24 protein-coding genes are annotated in these 25,417 nt (G+C 46.2%); 12 read left to right on the top strand and 12 right to left on the bottom strand.

What is annotated here, in order from left to right; all coding sequences use genetic code 11:
* Positions 1–278, top strand: a 278-nt coding sequence (locus A3IE_RS21250; protein WP_020395219.1) for a transposase, incomplete at its 5' end; no start/stop codon positions are given.
* Here A3IE_RS21250 and A3IE_RS0117900 read toward each other — a convergent pair.
* Positions 262–1,449: an MFS transporter gene (locus tag A3IE_RS0117900; protein ID WP_020397002.1), complete on the bottom strand. Its 1,188-nt coding sequence runs from the start codon at positions 1,447–1,449 to the stop codon at positions 262–264. The genes A3IE_RS21250 and A3IE_RS0117900 overlap by 17 nt on opposite strands.
* Positions 1,450–1,571: 122 nt before the next feature.
* On the opposite strand from A3IE_RS0117900, the gene mazG reads away from it, so the two are divergent.
* Together mazG and A3IE_RS22920 are read left to right on the top strand one after the other, a co-directional pair.
* Positions 1,572–2,399: a nucleoside triphosphate pyrophosphohydrolase gene (gene mazG, locus A3IE_RS0117895; RefSeq protein WP_020397001.1), complete on the top strand. Its 828-nt coding sequence runs from the start codon at positions 1,572–1,574 to the stop codon at positions 2,397–2,399.
* A 272-nt stretch (positions 2,400–2,671) separates the two neighbouring features.
* Positions 2,672–2,845, top strand: a complete 174-nt coding sequence (locus A3IE_RS22920) for a hypothetical protein (RefSeq protein ID WP_020397000.1) — start codon at positions 2,672–2,674, stop codon at positions 2,843–2,845.
* A gap of 188 nt (positions 2,846–3,033) precedes the next feature.
* Here A3IE_RS22920 and ruvA read toward each other — a convergent pair whose 3' ends face one another.
* Genes ruvA through A3IE_RS0117875 form a run of 3 tightly spaced genes read right to left on the bottom strand, consistent with a single transcriptional unit; the run spans position 3,034 to position 4,900 of the window.
* Positions 3,034–3,645, bottom strand: coding sequence for a Holliday junction branch migration protein RuvA (ruvA, locus tag A3IE_RS0117885; protein WP_020396999.1), 612 nt, complete (start codon positions 3,643–3,645; stop codon positions 3,034–3,036).
* Entirely contained in the window at positions 3,642–4,139 is a 498-nt protein-coding gene (gene ruvC / locus A3IE_RS0117880) for a crossover junction endodeoxyribonuclease RuvC (protein WP_020396998.1), read from the bottom strand. The genes ruvA and ruvC overlap by 4 nt, the downstream gene beginning before the upstream one ends.
* Positions 4,140–4,147: 8 nt before the next feature.
* Positions 4,148–4,900 (bottom strand): YebC/PmpR family DNA-binding transcriptional regulator, encoded by a 753-nt coding sequence (locus tag A3IE_RS0117875; RefSeq protein ID WP_020396997.1) that lies wholly within the window; start codon positions 4,898–4,900, stop codon positions 4,148–4,150.
* A 400-nt stretch (positions 4,901–5,300) separates the two neighbouring features.
* On the opposite strand from A3IE_RS0117875, the gene A3IE_RS0117870 reads away from it, so the two are divergent.
* From A3IE_RS0117870 to rho, 4 genes are all read left to right on the top strand, one after another.
* Positions 5,301–6,050 carry a hypothetical protein gene (locus A3IE_RS0117870; RefSeq protein WP_020396996.1) on the top strand — a complete coding sequence of 250 codons (750 nt, stop codon included), beginning with the start codon at positions 5,301–5,303 and terminating at the stop codon, positions 6,048–6,050.
* A 142-nt stretch (positions 6,051–6,192) separates the two neighbouring features.
* Positions 6,193–8,511, top strand: coding sequence for a PHA/PHB synthase family protein (locus tag A3IE_RS21245; RefSeq protein WP_020396995.1), 2,319 nt, complete (start codon positions 6,193–6,195; stop codon positions 8,509–8,511).
* A gap of 209 nt (positions 8,512–8,720) precedes the next feature.
* Complete coding sequence (gene trxA, locus A3IE_RS0117860) at positions 8,721–9,032, top strand: thioredoxin TrxA (RefSeq protein ID WP_020396994.1); 312 nt, start codon at positions 8,721–8,723, stop codon at positions 9,030–9,032.
* Between the two features lie 261 nt (positions 9,033–9,293).
* Positions 9,294–10,553, top strand: a complete 1,260-nt coding sequence (gene rho, locus A3IE_RS0117855; protein WP_026155016.1) for a transcription termination factor Rho — start codon at positions 9,294–9,296, stop codon at positions 10,551–10,553.
* Between the two features lie 3 nt (positions 10,554–10,556).
* Here rho and hflX read toward each other — a convergent pair whose 3' ends face one another.
* The 5 genes from hflX to A3IE_RS21240 all read right to left on the bottom strand — a co-directional run bounded on the left by hflX (position 10,557) and on the right by A3IE_RS21240 (position 16,688).
* Positions 10,557–11,864, bottom strand: a complete 1,308-nt coding sequence (gene hflX / locus A3IE_RS0117850; RefSeq protein WP_020396992.1) for a ribosome rescue GTPase HflX — start codon at positions 11,862–11,864, stop codon at positions 10,557–10,559.
* A 10-nt stretch (positions 11,865–11,874) separates the two neighbouring features.
* Positions 11,875–12,102, bottom strand: coding sequence for an RNA chaperone Hfq (gene hfq / locus A3IE_RS0117845; RefSeq protein ID WP_020396991.1), 228 nt, complete (start codon positions 12,100–12,102; stop codon positions 11,875–11,877).
* Between the two features lie 137 nt (positions 12,103–12,239).
* Positions 12,240–13,175 (bottom strand): tRNA (adenosine(37)-N6)-dimethylallyltransferase MiaA, encoded by a 936-nt coding sequence (gene miaA / locus A3IE_RS0117840; protein ID WP_020396990.1) that lies wholly within the window; start codon positions 13,173–13,175, stop codon positions 12,240–12,242.
* A complete protein-coding gene (mutL, locus tag A3IE_RS0117835; RefSeq protein WP_020396989.1) occupies positions 13,176–15,014 on the bottom strand; it encodes a DNA mismatch repair endonuclease MutL in 1,839 nt (612 codons plus the stop codon).
* Positions 15,015–16,688, bottom strand: a complete 1,674-nt coding sequence (locus tag A3IE_RS21240) for a S1C family serine protease (RefSeq protein WP_020396988.1) — start codon at positions 16,686–16,688, stop codon at positions 15,015–15,017.
* 190 nt (positions 16,689–16,878) lie between these two features.
* Between A3IE_RS21240 and ileS the strand changes: the two genes are divergently transcribed.
* From ileS to A3IE_RS22320, 3 genes are all read left to right on the top strand, one after another.
* A complete protein-coding gene (ileS, locus tag A3IE_RS0117825; protein WP_020396987.1) occupies positions 16,879–19,686 on the top strand; it encodes an isoleucine--tRNA ligase in 2,808 nt (935 codons plus the stop codon).
* Positions 19,679–20,209 carry a signal peptidase II gene (gene lspA, locus A3IE_RS0117820; protein WP_020396986.1) on the top strand — a complete coding sequence of 177 codons (531 nt, stop codon included), beginning with the start codon at positions 19,679–19,681 and terminating at the stop codon, positions 20,207–20,209. Before ileS ends, lspA begins: the two co-directional genes overlap by 8 nt.
* A gap of 276 nt (positions 20,210–20,485) precedes the next feature.
* Complete coding sequence (locus A3IE_RS22320; protein WP_020396985.1) at positions 20,486–21,613, top strand: Tle-like phospholipase domain-containing protein; 1,128 nt, start codon at positions 20,486–20,488, stop codon at positions 21,611–21,613.
* 43 nt (positions 21,614–21,656) lie between these two features.
* Here the strand turns inward: A3IE_RS22320 and A3IE_RS0117810 are convergent, their stop codons facing one another.
* Positions 21,657–22,031, bottom strand: a complete 375-nt coding sequence (locus A3IE_RS0117810) for a hypothetical protein (RefSeq protein WP_020396984.1) — start codon at positions 22,029–22,031, stop codon at positions 21,657–21,659.
* A gap of 198 nt (positions 22,032–22,229) precedes the next feature.
* On the opposite strand from A3IE_RS0117810, the gene purD reads away from it, so the two are divergent.
* Together purD and A3IE_RS0117800 are read left to right on the top strand one after the other, a co-directional pair.
* Positions 22,230–23,528, top strand: coding sequence for a phosphoribosylamine--glycine ligase (purD, locus tag A3IE_RS0117805; RefSeq protein ID WP_020396983.1), 1,299 nt, complete (start codon positions 22,230–22,232; stop codon positions 23,526–23,528).
* Between the two features lie 123 nt (positions 23,529–23,651).
* Positions 23,652–24,161, top strand: a complete 510-nt coding sequence (locus A3IE_RS0117800) for a hypothetical protein (RefSeq protein WP_020396982.1) — start codon at positions 23,652–23,654, stop codon at positions 24,159–24,161.
* Between the two features lie 442 nt (positions 24,162–24,603).
* On the opposite strand, the gene A3IE_RS0117795 is transcribed toward A3IE_RS0117800, so the two are convergent.
* Entirely contained in the window at positions 24,604–24,969 is a 366-nt protein-coding gene (locus tag A3IE_RS0117795) for a hypothetical protein (RefSeq protein WP_020396981.1), read from the bottom strand.
* 170 nt (positions 24,970–25,139) lie between these two features.
* Positions 25,140–25,417 (bottom strand): IS1 family transposase (locus A3IE_RS0117790; protein WP_020396103.1); only part of this gene is annotated, 278 nt, incomplete at its 5' end.

Below are 25,417 nucleotides of genomic sequence, written 5' to 3'. Positions count from 1 at the left end.
ATCGAGCTTGGTTTGAACGTTGGTTAGAACGCTTGTGCCAGTCCTTGCAAGGTAAAACCCATTATCTCATTCTCGATAATGCTTCCTTTCATCGAGGAGGACGTATTCCAGCCATTGCTCAGCAGTATGGTCAGGTGTTGATGTATCTACCCCCGTATTCCCCTCAACTCAATCCTATTGAAAAGGTGTGGGCAACCTTGAAACAAAAGGTGTTATTACGCTGTCAACACGGTCTATCCTTGCTGGAGGCTATCGATCAAGTCATTTGTAGCTCTTAATTAGGGATTTACTATATAACACTACGCCGCCTATAAAACTCAAGCTGAGTAATCCTAAAGAACCGATAATAACGCCCTGCCACGCTAGCCAATGCCAAAAGGGTTCGAGGTAAAATCCCCCCAAACTCGCGCCAAAATAATAAAATACTAAATATAACGAAGACGCGCTAGCACGAGCTTTCAAGGCATGACGACTGACCCAGCTACTCAATACCGAATGGGCTAGGAAAAAGCCGAAGCTATTGATTAAAAAACCTAAAATAATAAACGTTAAGCTACTCGCTAAAGTAGTCATTGAACCCAGCATAAAACAGCTAATCCCTAACAGAATAGCCAGCGGTTGGCTAATCGATTGGGTAATCCGCCCTGATAACAGCGAGGCCAGAGTGCCACTCAAATAGGTTAGAAATAACAAACCAATATAGCGCGGAGGCAAGTTATACGGCGATTTCGCCAGTACGAAGGTGATATAACTATATTGCGTAATAAAAATGAGGAAGTTAGCACCCCCCATGACATAAGCGATCAGCAGATTGGGATTGCGCAAATGGTGTTGAATATCGTTGAGCATTTGATGGGGGCGCAAAGCTTGCGCTTTAAATTGCTGCGAGGCGGGTAGTAAACGTGCGACAGCAATCGTAATGAAGCAATTAATCACTGCCATTAAGCCAAATGCTTTTACCCAAACACTATCGCTGACAAAACCACCGATTAAACGTCCACCAATGCCGCCTAAGGTGTTCGCGGCAATATAAAAACCGACCGCAACGGCAACGGCTTTGCGAGAAAACTCATCACCCAGATAGGCAATCGCAATAGCAGGCAAGCCGCCTAAACATAAACCTTGCAGGGCACGGAGGGCTAATAGCATGGTGAAGTTATCGACTTGTGACAAGGCAAAGGTGCAGAGCATCACACCGACCATGCTACTAATAATCAGTACACGCCGCCCTAAGGCATCAGAAAGTGGGCCATAAAACAGCAGTGACACGCCAAGCATGAGGGTTGTAATGCTAAAGCTCCAGCCAGCTTGGAGAGCCGAGATGCCAAAGTGCGCTGCCAGCATGGGTAGGAGCGGCTGGGTGACATAAACATTAGCAAAGATCATGAATGAGCCCAAGCATAGCGCAAGTGTTGCTTGCCAAAAGGCGCTGCTATTGGTTTCGATCATGTTTTTTACCTTGGTGGTAGGAAAGTGGCAGACACTAGCGCGAATTATTGGCCTAGACAATGAGGCTTGCGAGCATTCTTTGAATCTCGTCTAATCCTTGTATTCAGTTTTGGGAGTTTGCCATGTCCGATACGTTTCATACCGATAATGCCATGCAGGATTTACTTGCGATTATGCAGCGTTTGCGTGATCCCGAGCGTGGTTGCCCTTGGGATATTAAGCAGACATGGCAAACTATCCTGCCTTATACCTTGGAAGAGGTTTATGAGCTGGCAGATGCAATTGACAATAATGATGCGCGTGGTGTCTGTGATGAGCTAGGTGATGTGTTATTGCAGATTGTGTTTCTCGCACAAATCGCTAGCGAGCAAGGTTTATTTAATTTTAGTGATGTTGCGCGTGGCATTAGTGACAAAATGTTGCGCCGTCACCCCCATGTATTTGGGGAGTCAGTCTTTGCCAATGAAACCGAGCAAAAACAAGCATGGGAAACTATAAAGCAAACCGAGCGTGAGCAACGCAATGAGTCCGATTTCTTTGCGGGCATTGCCAAGGCGATGCCCGCATTGCGGCGCGCCCAGAAAATTCAGAAACGTGCGGCTAAAGTGGGCTTCGACTGGGAAAATTGGCAGCAAGTCGTGCCCAAAATTCATGAAGAATTAGACGAGGTTGCTCAGGCCGTGGCCAATTGTGAATCCTTTCAACGTATTGAAGAAGAGGTGGGGGATGTGTTGCTTGCCACCAGTAATTTTGCTCGCCTTTTGGGGGTGGATGCAGAAAACGCCTTGCGCTTATCGAATGGTAAATTTGAACGACGCTTTGAACGGGTTGAGTCCTTATTAAAACAACAAGATTTAAGCTTAGCACAGGCGAGCTTGGCGCAAATGGATGAAGCATGGAATGCTGCGAAATATGAGGAAAAGCTCAAAAACAAAAAAGCCCTTGACTAGCAAGGGCTGGTTTTTACCGTTTATTCGGCAGTATGGGTCTTTCTTATTTTTATTATCGAGAGATTGCTGCTGTTTCGGCATTGCAACCCCTTTGGTGTAATAACCCCCCACTTTCGCAGGGGGCATCAGGAGTCGAGGCATGGCAAACGTTTTATTTTTATTAGTAGAGATGTTTGCTCTTCTACCTCTTCAGGGCTTGCTGTTGAGCTGTTAAAACTGCCTTTCCTTAAAATTTCCCCCTACTTTCGTAGGGGGAGATCAGGAGTCGAGAGATGGCAAGCGTCTTATTATTATTGGGTACTATGCTTGCATCATTTCTCTGGGGCTTGTTGTCTTTGTTATTATTATTGTTAGTGTCGTTATTGTTATTCTTCTTCCGTGACGCTTTCTTGTTATTGTTGTTGTCCTTGTGTGATAACCATGTTGCAATGGCCGTGCCAAACTAGATCAAATAATTTAAGTGCTTGTTTAATAAAATTATTTTATTGATGTGACTGGATTTTTAGGCAGGTGACACAAAGCCAATCAGTATTGACCTTGTCACTATGTGACACTGAATCACGACAGGAAATGACAATTGCAGGATGAACGGTAGATGAATTGTCAGTTTAGCAAGCGCTTGATCTGACAAAACTTAGTTGAGACTCGAACGCAAAGCCCGTCGAATCATTTCTTCCACACTTAACGCTTGATCTTCCAGTGGTGCGATCATTTTACTCGCTTGTGCGGGCTTATAGCCTAATGCGAGGAGCGCATTCATAGCTTCATCGGCAGGCTTCAAGGTAAACGGTGTTGCAGGGGCATTGCGTTTGCTTGGACTTGTTTCACTATGGGGGGAAAGGCTTGGCAAGCGGTCGCGCATTTCAATAATTAAGCGCTCTGCGGTTTTTTTGCCAACCCCAGGGATACGGCTTAAGGCTTGGGCATCGCCTGCATGAATGAATTGGGCAAACTCATTGCCCGTCATACTAGACACAATCGTCAACGCCATTTTTGGACCCACCCCATTTACTTTCAGCAAATGGCGGAAGAGGGCGCGTTCGTCTTGCGAGCAGAAACCAAATAAGGTTTGTGCGTCTTCGCGCACTGCGAAATGCGTGTAGATAATCACTTCGGCCTGCGGTTCGAGTGGCAGGTTATAGAAAGTGCTCATCGACGCTTGTACTTCGTAACCCACGCCGTTCACTTCGATTACTAAATCGGGTGGCTGTTTAAACAACACGGTGCCGCGTAGTGATCCAATCATCGCTGTGCTCCTGCAATGCGGCTGGTAAGGTGGCTAAAATTAGCATGGCAAATAGCGACGGCCAGTGCATCGGCAGTATCCGCTTGCATTTTGCCTTGCAAATTGAGTAGCACTTTTATCATATGTTGTACCTGTGCTTTTTCTGCCGCACCTTTGCCAACAGTAGCTTGCTTAACTTGCTTGGCCGTGTATTCATGGACAGCTAAAAAGTGTGTAACACCCGCACAAATCGCCGCGCCACGCGCTTGACCCAGTTTTAAGGCTGAAGCGGCATTATTGGAGAGGAAGACGTTTTCCACACTCATTTCATCCGGTGCATATGTGCGAATCACTTCTGCAATACCCGTATAAATAAGTCCCAAACGCTCTGGCAACGGTCGATCCCCCAGACGCAAGCAAGTGCTAAACACATGCTGCATCCTTTGACCATCGGTTTCAATAACACCAATGCCAGTAATACGCGAGCCGGGGTCAATGCCAATAATGCGCCGCATGACAAGCCTTACTCGTCGTCACCTTCCAATAATTCTTCCGGTAGATCAGCATTGGTATAAACATCTTGCACATCGTCAAGATCTTCCAAGGCTTCAACCATTTTCAGCAATTTTTCAGCCGTCTCGACATCAAGAGCCGTGAGATTATCAGCGCGCATCGTCACCTCAGCATTATCTGGATTTAAGCCAGCGGCAATTAACGCATTTTGTACCGCGCCAAAGTTTTCTGGTGCGGTTAACACTTCAAAAGAACCGTCTTCTTCAGCAATGACATCATCAGCGCCCGCTTCAAGCGCTACTTCCATCAATTTATCTTCGCTCACACCGGGGGCAAAATTGAAAATGCCTAAGCTTTTAAACATGAAAGCAACCGAGCCATTGGTGCCCAAGTTGCCGCCATTTTTGCTAAAGGCATGACGGACTTCAGCGACCGTGCGGTTTACGTTGTCGGTAGCGGCTTCTACATATACCGCAATACCACCAGGGCCATAACCTTCGTAACTGACTTCAAAATAGTTTTCTGCCCCTAATTCGCCAGAACCGCGCTTACAAGCCTTATCAATCGTATCTTTGGGCATATTCGCGCCTAAGGCTTTATCAACCGCTAAACGCAAACGCGGGTAAGCATTCGGGTCAGAGGTTTTGCCTTCACGTGCTGCAACGGTGACTTCACGAATTAATTTAGTCCAAACTTTACCGCGCTTTTTATCAACTGCGGCTTTCTTATGTTTAATGTTCGCCCATTTACTGTGGCCAGCCATAATCGTAATCCTGTAAAACGCTAAAAAATGGCGCGTAGTTTAGCATAGGCTTAGCGTATTGCAGAATGGGGGCAAACTATTGTTGCTCCAATCAGGACTAATTAAGGCAGCGCTAGCGACAATGCCCTGATAGTCAGAGAGAAGTAGGCTGACTGGATGGGGTATTGAATGCCTTGACGAAGGTGCGCCGCTAGCTCGCTTGTATAGCGGTGTGGTAATTTTGCGCTAATTGGTTTTGATCATGGTCTGAGCGCGGTTGGGAGTGTTTGAGAGCGTTTGCCTTATAACGATAGATACATTTTTATTCATCGTATCCATGTAAAAATCTTTAAATAGTTAGCAAACCTTATTGTAATACGCTGTCTAAATTTTAATAAATACTCATTGCAAGGAGCAACGTATGAGCCGCTTAGTGCGTTTATTTTGTATAGCATTCTGCTTCACCTTCGTGACGACTCCTGCGCTAGCCGCAAAGCGTGCTCCAGCCGTTCAGACGCCAGAGACGTATTGGCAAAAAAATTGGTCCTGTGGCCATAGTGTCAAACCGGATAAACGTCTCGTCCATAGCCTGCTTAAGAGCCAAGGTTTGCATAGTGTCGTGCTACAGAACAAAGTTTTTCCTATTCTGGTTGGGCATGATTTAGAAAAACTAGGGACTGTCTTATTTATTCAATCAGCGCAAGGTACTTGGCGCATGATTCCGATGGCACAAGGGGAGCGCTTGCAAGGTATTTCCAGCTCTGCATCAGGCTATAATATGATGTTCTTTTCGATGTGGATGAGCGAAGGGCCGGGGAGCAGCTATACCTTATTGCGCACGCGTAAGGGGTTTACCGAATTTGATTGTCAATCGATTCCTTTCCCCAAAACCTTAAACAAACCTGCTTGGGGTAATGAGTTTTTGGACTTAGTCGATGTGAATATTAATGCTAAAGGTGAGGGGACGTTAGTCGGGGTGGTGGCCTTAGAACGCGATGGCAAAACCACTCAACAGTGGTATCAATATAAGACCAATAACTGGGGGCAGACGTGGAGTGAGGCTGTCATGGTAAAACCCCCCGTTAAAACCCCACTCGGTGTGTTTTTCCCCGCTGTGGAAGTGCCTGCCCGAAAAGCGCAAATAGAGAGTCTGTTACGTAGTAGTCGCTAGGCTTGTTGAAACCCTTGGCTAGCTGTTAACCCGTAATTTATTAATCGCACTGAAAAGCCGTATAGAAAATCGTATGAAGGTGCTGCATTGCGCAAAAAAATAGTGCAGACTCTACGCAGTGACCAGCAAGGAGAAGTGAAGCATGTCCCAAAACACCCAAAGCGAAGTCAATACCCTAGGTTTCGCGGCCGCCAAAGAGTTACAGCAAAATTTCAAGCAAGTAGAAGAACTCATGAAAGGTTTTGCCAAGGCTTATGAAGGCAAAAATCTTGACCCTATGCACATGTCCAAGGCCTATACCGAATGGATGCGTGTCGTAACTGCCAATCCACAAAAATTGATACAAGCGAGTGCTGATTTTTGGCAGAAATCGATGGAATTGACCCAACAAGCCATGTTGAGTTTGGCCGGTCAGCGTCCTGAAAAGCCGGTGGTAGAGCCCGAAAAAGGGGATCGTCGCTTTAGCCATGAAGAATGGGTGAATAATCCCGCTTTTGATCTAATCAAACAATCGTATTTGTTAACCTCACAGTGGTTACGTGCCATTGTGAGTGATGTGGAAGGCTTGGATGAACATACCGCAGAGCGTGTAAAGTTCTTCACCGAGCGCTATTTGGATGCACTATCACCCACTAACTTCGCTTTAACCAATCCTGCAGTCTTAGAAAAAATCCGTGAAACCAAAGGGGCGAACTTGGTACACGGCTTAAAGAATATGCTGGAAGATTTGGAAGACGGCAAAGGCGAATTACGCATTCGCATGACCGACACCAAGGCCTTTGAATTAGGTAAAAACGTAGCGATCACCCCGGGTAAAGTGGTATTCCAGAATCGCATGTTCCAATTGATTCAATATACCCCCAGCACTGAAAAAGTCTTAAAGCGCCCGCTATTGGTTGTTCCGCCTTGGATTAACAAATTCTACATCATGGACTTGCAACCTAAGAACTCATTGCTGAAATGGTTGGTGGATCAAGGTCATACCGTATATGTGATTTCGTGGGTCAATCCTGATGAAAATTATGCCAATACTGCGTTTGAGTCGTATGTCAAAGAAGGTGTCCTAACCGCGCTAGATGCGATTCAATACGACACTGGCGAAACAGAAATGAATGCTATTGGCTATTGCATCGGCGGTACCTTGTTAGCCTCTAGTTTGGCGTATATGAAGACTCAAGGGGATAATCGCGTTAAAAGCGCTACCTTCTTCACAACCATGCTGAATTTTGAAAATCCGGGTGAATTAGGCGTATTCATTGATGATGACCAGATTTCTACCCTAGAAGGCACCATGAATGAAGCCGGATACCTTGACGGCAGCAAAATGTCGGGTGCTTTCAATCTGATGCGTGCGAACGATCTGATCTGGTCGTTCTATGTGAACAATTATTTGCTGGGTAATGATCCACGTCCGTTTGACTTGTTATATTGGAACTCAGACTCCACCCGTATGCCAGCCAAGATGCACTCTTGGTATTTGCGCAATATGTATTTGAACAACAATTTGTGCAAGCCGCAGGGTGTTAGTATTAATGGCACACCGATTGATTTACGTGCAATTGATATTCCGGCGTGCTTCGTTTCTGCGGTCGAAGATCATATTGCGCCTTGGAAATCGACTTATACGGGGGCACGCTTATTCTCTGGCCCAACTCGCTTCATTCTGGGTGGCTCTGGCCACATCGCGGGCATTATTAATCCGCCAGCGGCTAAGAAATATGGTTATCGTGTCAGTGATCAATTGCCCGAAAGCGCTGAGGCTTGGTTGACCTCAACACAGGTTAATGAAGGCTCTTGGTGGACAGAGTGGGATCGCTGGGTACGCAGTTTAGACGGTCAGCAAGTCGCGGCTCGTCCAGCAGGTGCTGGGAAGCTGAAAGCGATTGAGGATGCGCCTGGTACTTATGTCAAAGTGCGTATGAGTGATCCAACCCCTGTTGTGCCTTATACCGAATTGCCAAGCCTAGATAAGCCAGCGAAGGTTGCTAAGTCGGCTGAAAAAAAGGCAGAGCCTAAAACGGAAAAGCCGAAGGCTGCTGAGAAAGCTAGGGTTGAGAAGCCGAAAGCAGAAAAACCAGCCGTTAAGAAAGCTGAACCTAAAGCCGAGAAGCCAAAAGCTCAAAAGGACGAGCCTAAGAAACCAGCCCCTAAAGCTGAGCAAACCAAAGCTAAAGCTACTGATAAGCCAAAGGCCGAGAAAGCTGTGGTGCAGTCTAGTGTGCCAAAAGCGGAAAAGCCTAAGGATAGTAAGCCTGCTGCACCTAATAAGCTTGAAGCAGCTAAATCAGCTCCTGTGCCGGAAGCACCTGCCGCCGCCCCTATTATTCCGTCGGCTGCCCCTAGGGCGACTACACCCGAAGCGCCTAAGGCGGATGCGGTGAAGCCTGTGGAATCCGCGAAAGTCACTCCTAGTGCTGCGCCAAAGGCGAGTAACGCTGACGCCGATAAGCCAAAAAGCTAAAACCTAGGTCTGATCATTACTATTAAGCCCATTATTATGACGATAGTGGGCTTTTTTTATGCATGGTTTATGGCGATTAGCCATAAAAATTAGCATCTTGCTAGACGATGCCACAGGCTTGAGTTATAAATTATTGTAACAGCGTGCTATGCTATTTATTAATTGTACTTTGCTACGTTTTGGAGATTGTATCCGTGAGCGAAAACATTATGTCTGTGTCAGATGCCTCATTTGAACAGGACGTGCTTAAATCCGATATCCCAGTATTAGTTGATTATTGGGCAGAATGGTGTGGCCCTTGCAAGCAAATCGCGCCCTTATTGGAAGAAATCGCTGTTGAATATGCTGGCCGTGTGAAAGTGGCTAAACTGAATATTGAGGACAATCGCCAAGTTCCACCGAAATACGGTATTCGTGGTATTCCAACCTTGATGTTATTTAAAGATGGTGCTGTAGAAGCGACGAAAGTTGGCGCCTTATCAAAAACGCAGCTAGCAGCATTTTTAGAGCAAAACGTTTAAGTCCGACCCTAATGACGCGTTATTTAACGCGGGTAGTTGCTATATAATGCATTTTTACTGGACAGATTGCGATGTCCATGCTAGCTTCAGGGGGTAGATGCGTTCCGCGTCTATTCCTTCGAAGCCCATTCTCATTGTTCCCGAAATTAGAACGTCCGAATTTGTTACTTTGGTAAAGTTTTATCTCGGTTGTTGTGGGACAGCTTCCGAAACACCTATTCTTGTCCGCAACTTAGCGAATTAACCATCTAATCCTTTGATATGAACCTATCTGAATTAAAGAAAAAACCTACCGCTGAATTATACGAGCAGGCTCAGGCTATGGGCGTGGAAAGCATTTCGCGCGCTCGTAAGCAAGACATTATTTTCGCAATGTTGAAAACGCACGCGCAAAGCGGCGAAGATATTTATGGTGATGGCGTGTTGGAGATACTCCAAGACGGCTTCGGCTTTTTACGTTCGCAAGATTCTAACTATCTGGCGGGCGCGGATGATATCTACGTTTCACCCAGTCAGATTCGCCGTTTTGGGCTACGTACCGGCGACTCGATCACGGGCAAAATTCGACCGCCTAAAGACAATGAGCGTTATTTTGCCTTGCTGAAAGTCGATACCATCAATTTTGAATCTCCTGAACAAGCCCGCAATAAAATCCTCTTCGAAAACCTAACCCCGCTACATGCAGACGAGCGTATGCGTATGGAGCGTGGCAATGGCAGTCGTGAGGATATTACAGCGCGGATTATCGATATTGTAGCGCCTTTCGGTAAGGGTCAACGTGGTTTGATTATCGCGCCACCTAAAGGCGGTAAAACCTTAATGCTGCAAAATATAGCGCAAAGTATTACCTCGAATTATCCCGAATGCTATCTGATCGTGTTGCTGATCGATGAGCGTCCGGAAGAGGTGACAGAAATGTCGCGCATGGTGCAAGGTGAAGTGGTTTCCTCGACTTTCGATGAGCCAGCCGCACGCCATGTACAAGTCGCCGAAATGATCATTGAGAAAGCTAAGCGTTTGGTGGAGCATAAGCGCGATGTCGTGATTTTGCTGGATTCGATTACTCGTTTAGCACGTGCTTATAACACCGTGGTGCCTTCCTCTGGCAAGGTCTTAACCGGTGGTGTCGATGCCAATGCGTTACACCGTCCTAAGCGCTTTTTCGGGGCGGCACGTAATATCGAAGAAGGCGGTAGCCTAACCATTATTGCCACGGCTTTAGTGGATACCGGCTCCAAAATGGACGATGTTATCTACGAAGAATTCAAAGGCACCGGCAATATGGAAATCCATTTGGATCGTCGTATTGCGGAAAAGCGCGTGTTCCCAGCGATCAATATTAATCGCTCCGGTACACGTCGCGAAGAATTACTCACCACGCCAGAAGAGTTGCAATCACTTTGGGTACTGCGCAAATTCTTGCACAGCATGGATGAGTTGGAGGCTATGGAATTATTATTTGATCGTCTATCTAAGACTAAAAACAATAATGAATTCTTTGACGTGATGAAACGCGGCTAAGACTTATAGCAGGGCAGGTAGTGCTTCAGTCGCTACTTGCTCAAGCGATAGTGTAGCTTCTTGCAAATACTGTTCTAATTTGCGCTGATCAATCTTGACCTGTAATACAAATTCGCCTTGTTCAGAAATTTGCTCTTCTAAAATTGCTTGTTCGGCATATAAATGAGCACGTAATTTCCCGTGTTGTGGTGGTAAAGTCAGTTTGCCTTGGAAAATGGTTTTCGCAAAGTATCGCCCTAAATGCTCCAATAATTCGGGTAAACCAGCGCCAGTTTGTGCGGAAACTGAAATAATGGCAGGGTGTATACCTGAGGCTTCGAGAATAGAGGGTTCTTTGCCACTGAGATCAATCTTGTTCATAACCTCAATCTGTGGCACTTCTTCTGCACCAATTTCCTCAATGACTGCATTCACTTGTTCACGATACAAGTCCTGTTGCTCATCATTGCTATCCATGACATGCAGCAATAAGTCAGCTTCAGCGGTTTCTTGCAAAGTGGAACGGAAAGCAGCGACTAAATCATGCGGTAAATGGCGTATAAAACCGACGGTATCGACTAAAATGATTTCTTGCTGATTCGGTAGCTTAATACTACGCAGCGTGGGATCTAGGGTTGCGAATAATTGATCAGCCGCATAAACATCGGCTTGGGTTAAAGCATTGAAGAGCGTGGATTTGCCTGCATTGGTATAACCTACTAAGGAGACGGTGGGAACTTCGGCTTTTTTGCGCGATTGGCGGCCTTGTTCGCGCTGGTTTTGAACTTTTTCGAGCTTCTTATTGATTTGTTTGATACGAACCGCTAAGAGACGACGGTCAGTTTCGAGTTGGGTTTCACCAGGTCCACGTAAACCAATCCCGCCTTTTTGGCGCTCTAAGTGCGTCCAGCCACGAACTAAACGGGTTGACATATGTTTAAGCTGCGCTAATTCCACTTGCAGCTTGCCATCATGGCTACGCGCCCGTTGAGCGAAAATATCTAGAATTAAGCCTGTGCGATCGAGTACGCGGCACTCAAAGAGTTTTTCAAGATTACGTTCTTGGGCAGGTGTAAGATTGTGATCAAAAATCACCAGATCGGCTTGGAAGGTTTTGACACAGTCGCGAATTTCTTCGGCTTTGCCTTCACCAACAAAATAGCGCGAATCCGCACGCTGCCTTGAGCCGGTGATCAGAGCTACTATCTGAGCACCGGCTGAGCGAGCCAATTCAGTGAATTCGCGTTCATCATGTGGCGTATCGTCGTTTTTAAAAGCTATCTGAACTAAAACTGCGTTGTCGCCAGAATCTGGACGTTCGAATAATTCCAAAGTCTTGTTATTACTCTGTAGTCAAATTCAGTTTAATGGGACGAGCGGGAACAATCGTTGAAATAGCGTGTTTATAAACCAATTGACTGACCGTATTTCCCAATAAAACAACAAACTGATCAAAAGACTCGACATGACCTTGTAATTTTATACCGTTTACCAGATAGATAGAGACGGGAATCCGTTCCTTTCTCAGCGCATTCAGGAAGGGTTCTTGTAACGTGTGCCCTTTCGACATTGGGTTGTTCTCCTAAAATTATCGGGGGTGTGGTTTTGTTATGGTCTGGATAATCCAACCAGTCCGTTTTTCACTCAGGTTAAAAGTCTATCAGTTTCGTCATGTTGTAAAAACATCAGCTTATCGGACATGTCCGCTTATCCGCTATTAAACGCTAATAGTTGCTGGATCACCGATGGAAGGTGAACATTCTCTGCTTGATGAGAGTTCAGCCCAGATTCAGAACGCAGCCACGTCAGTTGGCGTTTAGCAAGCTGTCTAGTCGCGACGATAGCATGATTACGCATTGTAGGGTAGTCTATTTTCCCCTCAAAATGCTCCCAAATTTGCCGATAACCCACCGATCTCACCGCTGGGAGGCCAATATGCAGGTCTCCACGCTCATATAGCGCTCTGACTTCGTCGATTAAACCCTGTTCGAGCATCTTATCAAAACGTAATGCGAGCCGTTCACGCAACCATTCACGATCCGCTGGCAATAAAGCAAGTTTGTAAATGTCATAAGGGCAGGCGGCTTGGTGTTGCAGTTGCTGCATCACCGTTAAGGTCTGTCCGGTTAGCTCATAAATTTCTAACGCACGCTGTAAACGTTGCGGATCATTAGGATGAATACGTGCTGCCGCTTCAGGGTCAATCTGCTGCAAGCGCTCATGCAATGTAAGCCAGCCATGTTCTACGGCTTCCGCTTCAAGACGAGCGCGTATCACTGGATCAGCCGAAGGTAATTCCGATAAACCTTGTTCGAGTGCGCGAAAATACAAAAAAGTGCCGCCAACCAATAAAGGAATACGGCCTTGTGCAGTAATATCAACCATTTCACGCAAGGCATCGGTACGAAATTCGGCTGCGGAATAGGATTGTGCTGGATCAAGAAAGTCTATTAAACGATGGGGGGCACGCTGTAAGAGGGTTGCATCGGGTTTTGCCGTGCCAATATTCATATCCTTGAATACTAACGCGGAGTCGACACTAATAATTTCGACCGGCAAGTGTTCACGTAGGGCAACCGCAAGATCGGTTTTGCCCGTTCCAGTCGCTCCCATGAGGAAAATGGCTTTAGGGCGTTGTTCCATCTATTGCCCACGCATAAATAATTTATCGATTTGATCGAGGCTCATTTGTGTCCAAGTAGGGCGGCCATGATTGCATTGCCCACTGCGTTCCGTGCGCTCCATATCGCGCAACAAAGCATTCATTTCGGGAATACTGAGTTTACGATTGGCGCGCACCGAGCCATGACAGGCCATGGTGGCGAGAATTTCGTTCATTGCGTTTTCAATACGTTGACTGGAGCCATAGGTAATGAAGTCGGCTAGGACATCACGCACCAAACGTTCAGTATCAGAATCTTTTAAGAGACTCGGCACAGCACGAATGACCAGCTTTTCCAAGCCGATACGCCCTAGGTCAAAACCCAAATGGTGGAAAAACTGTTGATAAGTTTCAGCTTGATCGGCCTCTTTTCGGCTCACATGTAAACTCTGCGGCATTAATAAAGGCTGAGAGCGTAAGGCATCCGCTTGCATACTGGTTTTTAGCTGCTCATAGGTAATGCGCTCGTGAGCAGCATGCATATCCACAATGACCAAACCGTGTGCATTCTGTGCCAACACATAAATGCCATGCAATTGAGCAATTGCAAAACCCAAGGGCGGCATATCGCTAGTAGTAAGCTCCTCACTCGCTAAACTCGGATAAGCGCTAGGCTCGTGTTTTACGCCATATAACTGTCCATAAGCCTGTAAGGTTTCACGGACTGGCATGTGCAAGCGATTTTGCGCATCGGCTCGATAGACATACGGGTTAAGGGTAGGCGTTGTGGTAGTTGCTTCTGCCGCATTCAGCAAGCTAGGATCAGCTACTAAGTGCGGTGAAGGAGGAGCCAATTGCGTGGGTGCTGCCACATCACCTGGGCGAACATCTGCTAAGGCTTGGTGAAGGGTGCGGAAGATAAAGTCATGGACTAAGCGGCCTTCACGGAAACGTACTTCTTGTTTAGTCGGGTGCGCGTTTACATCGACTAGCTGCGGGTTTAGCTCCAAGTAAAGTACATAAGCAGGATGCCGCCCGTGATACAGCACATCGTGGTAGGCTTGACGAATCGCATGACTGAGTAATTTATCGCGTACAAAGCGGCCATTCACATAAAAATATTGTAGGTCGGCTTGGGAGCGCGAAAAGGTCGGCAAGCCTACCCAACCCCATAAGCGCAATCCCACCGCCTCATAGTCTAAATATTGGCTTTGCTCAACAAAAGGAGCGCCACATAGTTCAGCTAAACGTTGTTCAGCGTCACTACGTTGTTGCGCTTGGCGCAGTTGTAAAACCGGTTTTTGATTGTGGCGTAGCGCAATTTGAACCTGAGAGCGGCTTAAGGCTAGGCGGCGCACGGTTTCTTCAATATGGGCAAATTCGGTTTTCTCAGATTTGAGGAATTTGCGCCGTGCAGGAATATTAAAAAATAAGTCATGGACTTCAATACTCGTTCCGGTGGCTTGAGCAACCGGTGCAGGTGAACTGAGCATACCGCCATGATCCGACTCGATAATCCAGCCTTGTTTTTCGGTATTAGAACAGGAAGCAAGGCTTAGGCGTGCCACCGAGGCAATACTGGGTAAAGCTTCGCCGCGAAAGCCGAGGCTAGTCACCTGCTCTAAATCATCTAAGGTGCTGATTTTGCTGGTCGCGTGGCGACTTAAGGCTAGGGCTAATTCATCTTTGGGAATGCCACAGCCATTGTCACGAATACGCATCCGTTTTAAGCCACCTTGGTCTATATCGATTTCGATGCGAGTCGCGCCCGCATCGAAAGCATTTTCCAATAATTCTTTAATGACCGAAGCAGGGCGTTCAACCACCTCACCAGCGGCGATTTGATTGATTAAGTGTTCGGGCAGTAAACGAATTGGCATTTATAGCTTTTGCTCTCCCTTAGGCATTACGGCAGGCGTTACCGTGCTGGCTGCATTGGTGGTTCGGGTAGCTGTTGCTGCCTCATTAGTAGGTTTTTCAGCCATCGAGCTGCCATCTTTCGGTGTCACCATTAAATCTTTAGAGCGATCCGCATTAATACCGTAGCGTAGTAGAATATCGGGCTGCTTGGCCTGTGCTTCGGCGCGGTCAATCACGACTTGATAGCCATCATCTGCTTCTAAGGTAATGAAACGATCAGTAGACGATTGAATTTTCTCATAAAACGTTTTGAAATCTGGGAAGGGCACCCCGTTGACTTTTTGAATCAATAGACCACTATCATGGTGATGATCTTTATTAATATCAGCCGGTAAAACCTTAGCCATTAGCACAGGCTCACGGTAATCTGCTGTGGGAGCTTGATCGGATAAGGCTGCTAAAGCATCGGGCGCTGGATCAATACTATCCAATACATCTTGGTTCAATGGCATAAACACAAAGCCACCAAAGATAAAATAGGTGGGTTGTTTGTCGTATTGATTGGGTTTGATCAGTAGGAAGTCATTACCCGGCCTGTCTAAGGTTAAAGCCACCTCCATCGGTTGCCCATCACGCAGTATACCAAGTTTAAGCTGCTCACCCAGTTGGTGAATATCGATATAATGAGTGTAATCAATATACTCACCTGGGCGGAACTCGACAGTGCCATTATTTTGAATGGTTTGCCCGTCAATCGAGGTTAAAATATCGCCCACTTTTAATTGCCCGTCCGCAGGTGATTGGGGGTAAATTTTGTGGACTAAAATACCACTTTGCTTATCCGTCAAGCCGTATTTATTACGCATAGCAGGGTTCTCGGTCGATTGAACCAGAAAACCAGGGAAACCAAAGCCATCATCCTTCCCATCTTTAATATCATCCAAGAAATGGCGAATAATCGGCGTTGGAATAATATAACCAATATTTTCAGTCATGAGTGCCGATTGCATGGCAACCCCGACAACTTTGCCCTCAGAAATGACGGGGCCGCCGCTATTTCCAAAGTTAATCGCGGCATCAATTTGAATTGCCATCAAATTTTCGCCAGTATGCACATAGTTTTGTTTTTCGACCCGTGACACCACGCCGCGCGTAATACTTAAGGTATTACCCCCCACCGGAAAACCATACACTTCGACTTCTTGTTGGGTCTTGGGTAGCTCGCCTAGTTCTAAGGGTTTAATGGCTTTATAAAGTTCGGCTTCGCGTGGACGCAATAAGGCTAAATCCGATTCGTGCGAAATATAAACTACTTCGGCTTCATGCCGCTCGGTTTCACCGTGACGTTGCACTTCAAGAAACGTTGCATCAGAGGCAACATGGGCATTTGTTAAAATCAAGCCCCCTTCAATAATCAAACCAGAGCCTGAGCCTTTTTCGGTGCTGGAATTCCAAGGTGACAATTTGCTATAGGTATGCTTGACCACATACACGTGTACCACCGCATCTTTTAAGGCTTCACGTTGGTTTTTGTTCGTGGTATCGGTCGTAGTTGTTGCTGGGGTGGTTTCCAGCGTCAATTTACTGTCTTTATTCGCAGAATTGCTTAATTTCTCTGCGAGAACTGGGGTGGCGGTTAAAGAAACACCTAATAGTAAAAGTGCCACTTTTACGTGGATAGTTAGCTTTTTCATTAAATAATCCTGAAGATGGGTGCCCGAGATAAAACGGAGCTGCTATTAGTAACTTAATTGCTCTATCCGTTTTTCTAAATTTTACGTTGAATCTAGCTTTGGCACACGGAAATTATCGGTTTTTATTGGAAAACTTGGTATTCTTCGCCGTCTGCGAAACTGCGTCAACAATAGTCAATAGGATAGCACGATGACGGATTATAAGCATACGCTCAACCTACCCAGCACAGAATTTCCCATGCGTGGAGATTTGGCTAAGCGTGAGCCTGAGATGCTAAAGCAATGGGAAGGTGACGACCTGTATCATAAACTGCGCCAGAAGGCGCTCGGTCGCCCCAAATTCATACTGCACGATGGCCCTCCTTATGCCAATGGCGCGATTCATTTAGGCCACGCCGTCAATAAAATCCTTAAAGATATTATTGTTAAAAGCCGTACCATGGCGGGTTTTGATGCGCCTTATGTGCCGGGTTGGGATTGCCACGGTTTACCCATCGAGAAAAAAGTCGAAGATAAGATTGGACGTGTGGGTGTCAAAGTGGAGGCAGTCGAATTTCGCAAGGCTTGCCGCCAATTTGCGAGTGAACAAATCGATATTCAGCGTCGCGATTTCAAGCGTCTAGGGGTGATTGGCGACTGGGATAATCCTTATCTCACGATGAATTTCCATACCGAGGCCGGTATTGTGCGGGCTTTGGGTAAGATTGCACTCAGTGGGCATATGTATAAGGGTGCGAAGCCGGTGCATTGGTGTACCGATTGTGGCTCGGCCTTGGCAGAAGCAGAAGTGGAATACGAAGATAAGCAATCGTATTCGATTGATGTGCGTTTCCGCGTGATCGATGAAGCCGTCTTATTAGCGAAGATGCCGAATGCTAAAGGCGAAGGTGCGGTTAGTGTCATTATCTGGACGACCACGCCTTGGACCTTGCCCTCGAATGAAGCGGTCGCTTTAAATGCTGAGCTAGATTATGTCGTTGTGCAAGCCGGTACTGAGCGTGTCATCGTGGCGGAGGGCTTACTAGCCGATGTGATGAAGCGTGCAAGTATTGAAGACTTTCAGGTCTTAGCAACTGCTAAAGGTGCTGAGTTAGAAGGCTTACTGCTGCAACATCCTTTTTTGGCTAAGCAAGTGCCGGTAATTTTGGGCGAGCATGTAACCTTGGATGCCGGTACTGGTGCTGTCCATACCGCTCCTGCACATGGTCAGGAAGACTTTGTAGTGGGGCAGCGCTATGGTTTGCCGGTTGGAAATCCTTTATTGGATGATGGTAGCTTCCAAGCCAGCATTCAATATTTTGCGGGCGAGTCGGTGCATAAAGTCAATCCGCATGTGATTGAAGTGCTAAAGGAGCATGGGAGTCTCTTAGCTTCCAGCAAATTTAAACACAGTTATCCTCATTGCTGGCGTCATAAAACACCCTTGATTTTCCGCGCTACGCCGCAGTGGTTTGTAAGCATGGATAAGCTTGGTTTACGTCAGCAAACCTTAGATTCTATTCAGAAAGTACAGTGGGTGCCTGATTGGGGACAAGCACGTATTGAGGGAATGATTGCCAATCGCCCCGATTGGTGTATCTCACGCCAACGGACTTGGGGTGTGCCGATTGCACTATTTATTCACAAAGAAACGGGTGAATTGCATCCAAATACCGAAGTGCTGATTGAAACGGTGGCGCAAAGGATTGAGCAGGGTGGGATTGATGCTTGGTTTGCTTTGGATAAAGCGGAAGTACTGGGTGCGGATGCGGATCATTACATCAAAGTACCGGATACCTTAGATGTTTGGTTTGATTCGGGAACGACGCATTTCTCAGTCTTAGAAACACGTCCTGAATTACGTTTTCCTGCCGATATGTATTTGGAGGGTTCGGATCAGCACCGTGGCTGGTTCCATTCCTCGATTCTGACGTCGGTCGCGATGCACGGTTTTGCACCTTATAAAGCGGTATTGACCCATGGATTTACCGTGGATGCCAAAGGCGAAAAGATGTCTAAGTCGAAAGGCAATGGCATCGAACCGCAAGATATTATGAATAAACTCGGCGCAGATATCCTGCGTTTGTGGATTGCCTCGGCTGATTACAGCCGCGAAATGACACTCTCGGATGAAATTCTCAAGCGTAATACCGAAGCATATCGTCGGATTCGTAATACCGCTCGTTTTTTATTGGCTAATTTAGGTGATTTTGATCCTGCCAAGGATGTCGTTGCGTCCCAAGAGATGCTGGCTTTAGATCGTTGGGCCGTAGCACAGGCTTATGAAGCGCAGCAACGCATTGTATCAGCCTATGATCGTTATCAATTCCATTTGGTTTCGCAGGAAATTCAGAAATTCTGCTCGGTGGAAATGAGTAGTTTATTCCTGCACATTACCAAAGATCGCCAATACACCATGCAAGCGAATAGCCTTGGACGGCGCTCTGCACAAACGGCGGCTTGGCATATTTTGCGTGCGATGTTGCGTTGGATGTGTCCAATTTTGAGTTTTACGGCGGAAGAAGTGTTGCAGTACCTGCCTGGTGAGAGCGAAAAGTATGTGCTCTTTATGCAGTGGTACGATGGCTTATTCGCGCTAGCGGCAAGTGATCACGTATCTGCTAGCGATTGGGAGCATATTTTTGTAGCACGGGAAGCAGTGAGTAAACAGCTTGAGAATTTGCGCATTGCAGGCCATATCGGTTCTAGCTTAGAGGCTGAGGTGGATTTGTATTGTGCTGCGGAGAGTGAACAGGGCAAAGCACTGGCGAAGCTAGGGGATGAGCTGAAGTTTGTTTTCATTACCTCTCAAGCACGTTTACATAATGGCCTAGCGCCCGCAAATGCAGAAAATCTCGTGGACGGCTTACAAGGCTTGGCTCAGGTAGCTACAGCCGCAAAATGCACACGCTGTTGGCATCATGTGCCTGATGTAGGGACTCATGCTGAGCACCCAGAGCTTTGTGGGCGTTGTATTAGCAATATTGAGGGTACCGGTGAGGATCGTCAGTATGCTTAATCTAAGCAGTCTGAGTGATTCTGGACAAAGTCGCGGCCTCTTGTCATGGCTTTGGATTTCTGCGGTTGTGGTAGCTATTGATCAACTGACTAAGTGGATGGCGGAAGCGTCTTTGACCCATGGTGTTCCAGTCGAGGTATTTCCGCATTTAAACATGACTTTAGCCTATAACTATGGTGTGGCATTTAGTATTGGCTCAGGCACCGGTGATTTAGGTCGTTGGTTTTTAGTGATATTAGCGGGCGTTGTTTCAGTATTTATTATCAATTGGATGCGTAAACTCTCGAAACATGCCATCTGGGCAGCGATTGCGTTGGCCATGATTGTGGGTGGTGCTATTGGTAATATGATTGACCGCTTATTATATGGCAAGGTTATCGATTTTATTGATGTATATTTTGATATCCCTTTTGTGATGGATAATTATCACTTCGCCACTTTCAATGTGGCCGATATTGCTATTACTTTGGGTGCAATGATTTTAATTTATCTCAGCCTATTTAAGCATGAGCAATTAGAGTAAATAGTTAAGCCTATAGCTTAGGCTTTAATCTCAAGCCTAAGCTCTGTATTATTCGCTTTGTTAAGGCATCGGTTATAATACAGCTAAAAATATAATTAATAAAAATAATAGATTTATAATGATTTGTTTTAGCTAAATGATTTCGCCGTTGATGCTATAAAATGCTCCATTCATAAATACAAGGGTTTCTAGCGAATAACGACTCAGGAATGATGAGGCTAATAGGCTTCTGGTTTTTGCAGAGGCTTTTAGTCATTTACTTCATAGGATGAGACGATGTCTAGTTCTATCAATAGCTTCTTTAACCCTACTCAGCCTGGTCTAATAACCCCTTTTAACCAGTTTGCCCCCTCTTTTGGTAGTCCAGCTTCTGGATTCTCCTATGATCCGAATGTAGTGAATGTCTACGACAGTCCCTATCGGCAGGTCAGGGAGCAAGCGGAGCTGGTCTTGTCACAAGGGCAGCAGGCATTGAATGTTCCAGCATCCTACCCAGCGAAGCAACATTTGGTTGTTGCGCTGAATGTGTTGAACCAGATGTTGCATATGAAAGAGATGAGCTTATTTAGCTCGCATGTGTATCAAGGTGCATCGCCCTATGCTAGCCCCTTGCCGGTGGGAGCGCGCAAGTTGGATCAAAACGAGTTGCAGGCTATGGGTATTGATACCGCCCTGATGAGTGATCCTAACACGGGACTTGATTCGGCTATTTATCAAAATCGCGCAGGCCAATATGTATTAGCGTTTCGTGGCACCGATGACTTAGGGCGGGATATGGTCGCTAATGTGACCAATCTGCTCGGCATCCTGTCGCCTCAATACACGCAAGCAGATACGCTAACACAGCAATTAAAACATGCGGTCGGGGCGCCTCGTATGGAGTTGACTGGGCTTTCCTTGGGGGGCTCTTTGGCTAATTATGCTGCACTACAGAATGATGTGCGTGCCACAACCTTTAATCCAGCCGGTATGCCCGACCGTATTTTTAATAGCATCCCTAATGCAGAAGCAAAAGCCAATGCCTTGATTACAAATTATCAGGTGGATGGCGATATTGTGACAGCCATGCAGGATACGCCTTTCTTTAGTTCACTGGGGGCTTCACTTTTAGGGGGTATTGGTAGGGCGTTGGGGGGCTATGTGGATGATTTTGTGAGAGGTGCGCCAGGGAATAATATTAAATTACCCGCAGTGCCACCGACGACTCCACCTGAAACTAAGCTAGTAGGTGGATTATTAGGGCAAATTCAACCGAATTTCGCGGATAGTGTGGAGCGACACGGTTTAGCTTATTTGAATCGTGGTGCGGACAGTGCATTAGAGCAGGCGCGTATTAATGCACAGATAGCACTCAATAATTTGTCAATGCCTTATCCACCCTTTGCATTTCCTACCCTCGTATAGGTTTGTGTTCAAAAGCAAGAATTAGCTGACTGAGCTAATCTGTTTAGCGATAGGGCACTAAACTTCGTGTATTAACATAGCAACTGGGACGATGGCTAAGTTTGGGATAAACATGCAGCCAAAATTCAGAGCCACGTTGGAGTAATCCTTCTTCCAGTGCGACTAGGCTTACGATATCGCCCGATTTTAAATGAGTCACTAAGGTTGAACTCGGATCAGCACCCTGATAGCAAGGTACTAAACTGGTATCAGGCTTGGGTTTTATCAAGTATAAGGTCGCCACGGGCCTTTCGGTTAAAGGTGGCGTGGATTCGGTTAATCCTTCCCCTTCTTCATCACAGGCACTCAAGCTTAATGCGAGAATAAACCCCAAAAAGAGCTTAGCTCGCGATAAGTGGTTCTGATTGTCTAGGCGCATGAGGCTCTACTAAGTATGTCAAGGGCTGCTAAGGATTGGGTTAATGGCTTATTTCGCGCTTTGTTAGTTTTCAGACAATGTTTTTAGGGCAGTTATGACGTTTTCTTCCGCTTATCGGTCAATCATGGTTGAAACCCAAGCTTAATCTGGTTTAATGAGCGGTTTTTACAGCCAAGCTCGGTTGGGCGGGAGTGTCAAATGAAGATTTTAGTGGTAGGCAGTGGCGGGCGCGAACATGCTTTGGCTTGGAAGTTAGCGCAATCAACACGTGTGACCGAAGTGTTAGTCGCCCCTGGTAATGCGGGTACGGCCTTGGAAGCGAAGGTGAGAAATGCACAGGTAGCAGTCGACGATGTACCAGCCTTAGTGCAGTTGGCGCAAATAGAGCAGATTGACTTAACAGTCATTGGCCCTGAAGTCCCTCTAGTGAAGGGGGTAGTCGATGCTTTTCGCGCCGCTGGCTTACGCTGTTTTGGCCCTACGCAGCAAGCTGCCCAACTAGAAGGCTCTAAGGCGTTTGCCAAGGATTTTCTGGCACGTCACCACATTCCTACCGCTTTTTATGGTGTTTTTACCGATTTGAACCAAGCAGAAGCCTATATTCGTGAAAAGGGCGCGCCGATTGTGATCAAGGCAGATGGTTTGGCAGCAGGGAAGGGCGTTATTTTGGCGCAAACCGAAGCTGAAGCCTTGGCTGCCGTGCGGGATATGTTAGCGGGTAATGCGTTTGGCGATGCGGGACATCGTGTGGTCATTGAGGAATTTTTGCATGGGGAAGAAGCCAGCTTTATTGTGATGGTCGATGGCAAAAACATTCTGCCTATGGCTAGCTCACAAGACCATAAGGCGCGTGATGTAGGCGATACAGGGCCGAACACTGGTGGCATGGGGGCTTATTCACCCGCACCCGTGGTTACGCCTGACATGCATGAGCGTATTATGCGCGAGGTGATTGAGCCGACCGTGAAAGGCATGAGTGTCGATGGGGTTCCTTATACTGGCTTTTTGTATGCTGGCATTATGGTTGATCCGCAAGGTGTGCCAAAGGTATTGGAGTTCAATTGTCGCTTTGGTGACCCCGAAACCCAGCCGATTATGATGCGTTTGCAATCCGATTTAGTCGATCTGTTGGAAGCAGCTTTGAATAAGCGCTTAGATAAGGTTCAAGTGCAGTGGGATAGTCGTGCTGCTTTGGGGGTAGTGTTAGCGGCTGGCGGTTATCCGGATGCTTATCGCAAGGGCGATGTGATTAGTGGTTTAGAGCAAGCTGCTCAATTAGCGGGTAAGGTTTTTCATGCAGGCACACAGCTTAAGGATACGCAAGTCGTGACTCAAGGGGGGCGGGTCTTATGTGCAGTGGGCTTAGGGCACAGTGTTACCGAGGCACAACAACAGGCTTATCAATTAGTGAAGGCCATTCAATGGCAGGATATGTATTGCCGCCCAGATATTGGCCATCGTGCGATAGCGCGTGAGCAGTCCGTCGGAAAAGTTTAACCCTGAACATCGCCTTAAAGTGGCGCTAAGCTTCGCCAGTGTAAAGTAGTGCTGTCTGACAGAATACCTTTGGGTATTCTGAGAAGTAAACAGGGCTGATTAGAATTTACAAAGGTAACAGGTATGAAATTACAACAATCTGCTATAGCCACTTTATTTTTGGTATTGGGCTTAGCGGCGGCTTCGAATGTTCGTGCGGCACAACCCTTAGAGTCGGTGGCAGAAGCCAGTGCAGAAGCGGTTGAAGCAATGCCAGTCACAGCACTGCCTAATCTGGAAGCTGTCGACGATGCGACCATTGCCGAAGGTATGGCCGCAGCGCAAGAGCAAGCAGGTCAACCAGTCGTAGCAGCTGGTGTACCAGCAGATGCTACCGCTTTTGATGGGGTTCAGGCCGATGCAGCAGTGGATGCTATTGAAGAGCAAGCGAGTTTAGAGGCTGTTGGTTCTGTCGAAGATCAGGTTGAAACCGCTTGCGCACAATTTGCTGAAGAAGATCAAATTGACGCTGCGAATAAACAAACATTTATTGATAATTGTGTCGCTGACAACATGGCAGCCGTGCAAGAGCCAGAAGCGGCTGAAGTGGTTGACGATATGGCGGCCTTGGATACTGATGTAACGGTACAATAAATTTAGGCGTTGACGCTTGAGTTTTATCGGGGGCTGTTTTTCAACAGCCTCTTTTTTTTTATGGGTGTTTAATAGAGGTCTTTCATAAAGCAGTTTTTAGGAAAATCAGCTCTGCAAGACAGGACACAAGTAACGGAGTTAAGAGCTGTCTTTCACCACGTTCGCCGTTGATAAAGGTACACTCAGCAGATTAAAATCAGTAAAATATTATTGCTCATCATGAACATGAAGTTCAGTTATAAGTGAACTTGTTCGTAATAGGTCGTTGCGAGTTATAACAGGCTGTAGAAAACTTAAAACTGAATTTTTGCTTATTACAAATCAATTGCTTATAAAGCTAATCTTCCTAAAAAATAGGGCTTTTCTACAGCCTAACATCTTGTGTGACGGGCGCGGCGGTTGGATTTTCGGGCTTTTACCACGTCCGCCGTCGACATAATTGTTAGGTTTTATTGAGATAATAAATGCTTGTCATTAACAACAGTAAAGTTGATCCAATTACTGAAATAACTATTATATAATAATATTCTGGTGTTATGATATTTTTAATGCCTTCAACAATGCTGAAAGAAGCGCTAATAATTGACAATACTACTCCTAAGAAACTGCTGAATACAGCAAAATAATAAAAGCCTTTTTTTGTTCTAACATTAACGAGAAAGAATGAGCGTAAAGCTATTACAAATGTAATTCCCATACCGTAGTGGGGCAGATCATAAAGAGATAGTTCGAGGGAAAAAATACTTGCCACACCATAACCACTAAAAGCAGCTATCAAGTAAAAAACAATATTAGCCCAATATTTCATTTTTTAGTTATGAGTTGAACAGCTAGAATACTGTTTCGTTAGATAACATGCTGATATATAAATCTCAGCGGTTCTCATTTTTTCTAAGCTTTCATTTATTATGCGCCCCTCTAGGATTCCGGTTTTTGTAATTTTTTTAGAGCATCTTTGAAGATATGATAAATAATTGGTCATGATTTAAAGGAGTTGAAGAAGCGTCTTTCGATACAGGTTCCAATGACTTTGTCATGAATCTCGATAGACTTAGAAAAACAGATCGTCTTGCGTGCTAGACGTTTAATCCAAATCCTCAAATTCAGGTTTTGCCGTTCAATGCTTTGTGTGTAGCGCTTAGTGATTAAATGCTTATCTTCAGGCAATAAACGCTCATAAGCGCCCCAATCATCCGTGCAATACAATGCCAGTTTGAAAGGTGTCAACCGTTCCAAGAGTTGCTTCAAGGTGCTAT

The organism is Thiolinea disciformis DSM 14473, from assembly GCF_000371925.1.
GTDB classification, from domain to species: Bacteria; Pseudomonadota; Gammaproteobacteria; order Thiotrichales; family Thiotrichaceae; genus Thiolinea; species Thiolinea disciformis.
Note: the sequence above shows the minus strand (reverse complement) of the source record. Positions and strands in the feature narration are given on the sequence as shown.

What these genes read in the sequence shown, in the direction of transcription:
- A3IE_RS0117810 (WP_020396984.1), bottom strand. Translation starts at nt 22,031, where the DNA reads ATGCGCCTAGACAATCAGAACCACTTATCGCGAGCTAAGCTCTTTTTG.
- mazG (WP_020397001.1), top strand. Translation starts at nt 1,572, where the DNA reads ATGTCCGATACGTTTCATACCGATAATGCCATGCAGGATTTACTTGCG.
- A3IE_RS0117795 (WP_020396981.1), bottom strand. Translation starts at nt 24,969, where the DNA reads ATGAAATATTGGGCTAATATTGTTTTTTACTTGATAGCTGCTTTTAGT.
- trxA (WP_020396994.1), top strand. Translation starts at nt 8,721, where the DNA reads ATGTCTGTGTCAGATGCCTCATTTGAACAGGACGTGCTTAAATCCGAT.
- rho (WP_026155016.1), top strand. Translation starts at nt 9,294, where the DNA reads ATGAACCTATCTGAATTAAAGAAAAAACCTACCGCTGAATTATACGAG.
- A3IE_RS22920 (WP_020397000.1), top strand. Translation starts at nt 2,672, where the DNA reads ATGGCAAGCGTCTTATTATTATTGGGTACTATGCTTGCATCATTTCTC.
- A3IE_RS21240 (WP_020396988.1), bottom strand. Translation starts at nt 16,688, where the DNA reads ATGAAAAAGCTAACTATCCACGTAAAAGTGGCACTTTTACTATTAGGT.
- A3IE_RS22320 (WP_020396985.1), top strand. Translation starts at nt 20,486, where the DNA reads ATGTCTAGTTCTATCAATAGCTTCTTTAACCCTACTCAGCCTGGTCTA.
- A3IE_RS0117800 (WP_020396982.1), top strand. Translation starts at nt 23,652, where the DNA reads ATGAAATTACAACAATCTGCTATAGCCACTTTATTTTTGGTATTGGGC.
- ileS (WP_020396987.1), top strand. Translation starts at nt 16,879, where the DNA reads ATGACGGATTATAAGCATACGCTCAACCTACCCAGCACAGAATTTCCC.
- hfq (WP_020396991.1), bottom strand. Translation starts at nt 12,102, where the DNA reads ATGTCGAAAGGGCACACGTTACAAGAACCCTTCCTGAATGCGCTGAGA.
- miaA (WP_020396990.1), bottom strand. Translation starts at nt 13,175, where the DNA reads ATGGAACAACGCCCTAAAGCCATTTTCCTCATGGGAGCGACTGGAACG.
- lspA (WP_020396986.1), top strand. Translation starts at nt 19,679, where the DNA reads ATGCTTAATCTAAGCAGTCTGAGTGATTCTGGACAAAGTCGCGGCCTC.
- ruvC (WP_020396998.1), bottom strand. Translation starts at nt 4,139, where the DNA reads ATGCGGCGCATTATTGGCATTGACCCCGGCTCGCGTATTACTGGCATT.
- A3IE_RS0117875 (WP_020396997.1), bottom strand. Translation starts at nt 4,900, where the DNA reads ATGGCTGGCCACAGTAAATGGGCGAACATTAAACATAAGAAAGCCGCA.
- mutL (WP_020396989.1), bottom strand. Translation starts at nt 15,014, where the DNA reads ATGCCAATTCGTTTACTGCCCGAACACTTAATCAATCAAATCGCCGCT.
- A3IE_RS0117900 (WP_020397002.1), bottom strand. Translation starts at nt 1,449, where the DNA reads ATGATCGAAACCAATAGCAGCGCCTTTTGGCAAGCAACACTTGCGCTA.
- A3IE_RS0117870 (WP_020396996.1), top strand. Translation starts at nt 5,301, where the DNA reads ATGAGCCGCTTAGTGCGTTTATTTTGTATAGCATTCTGCTTCACCTTC.
- purD (WP_020396983.1), top strand. Translation starts at nt 22,230, where the DNA reads ATGAAGATTTTAGTGGTAGGCAGTGGCGGGCGCGAACATGCTTTGGCT.
- A3IE_RS21245 (WP_020396995.1), top strand. Translation starts at nt 6,193, where the DNA reads ATGTCCCAAAACACCCAAAGCGAAGTCAATACCCTAGGTTTCGCGGCC.
- ruvA (WP_020396999.1), bottom strand. Translation starts at nt 3,645, where the DNA reads ATGATTGGATCACTACGCGGCACCGTGTTGTTTAAACAGCCACCCGAT.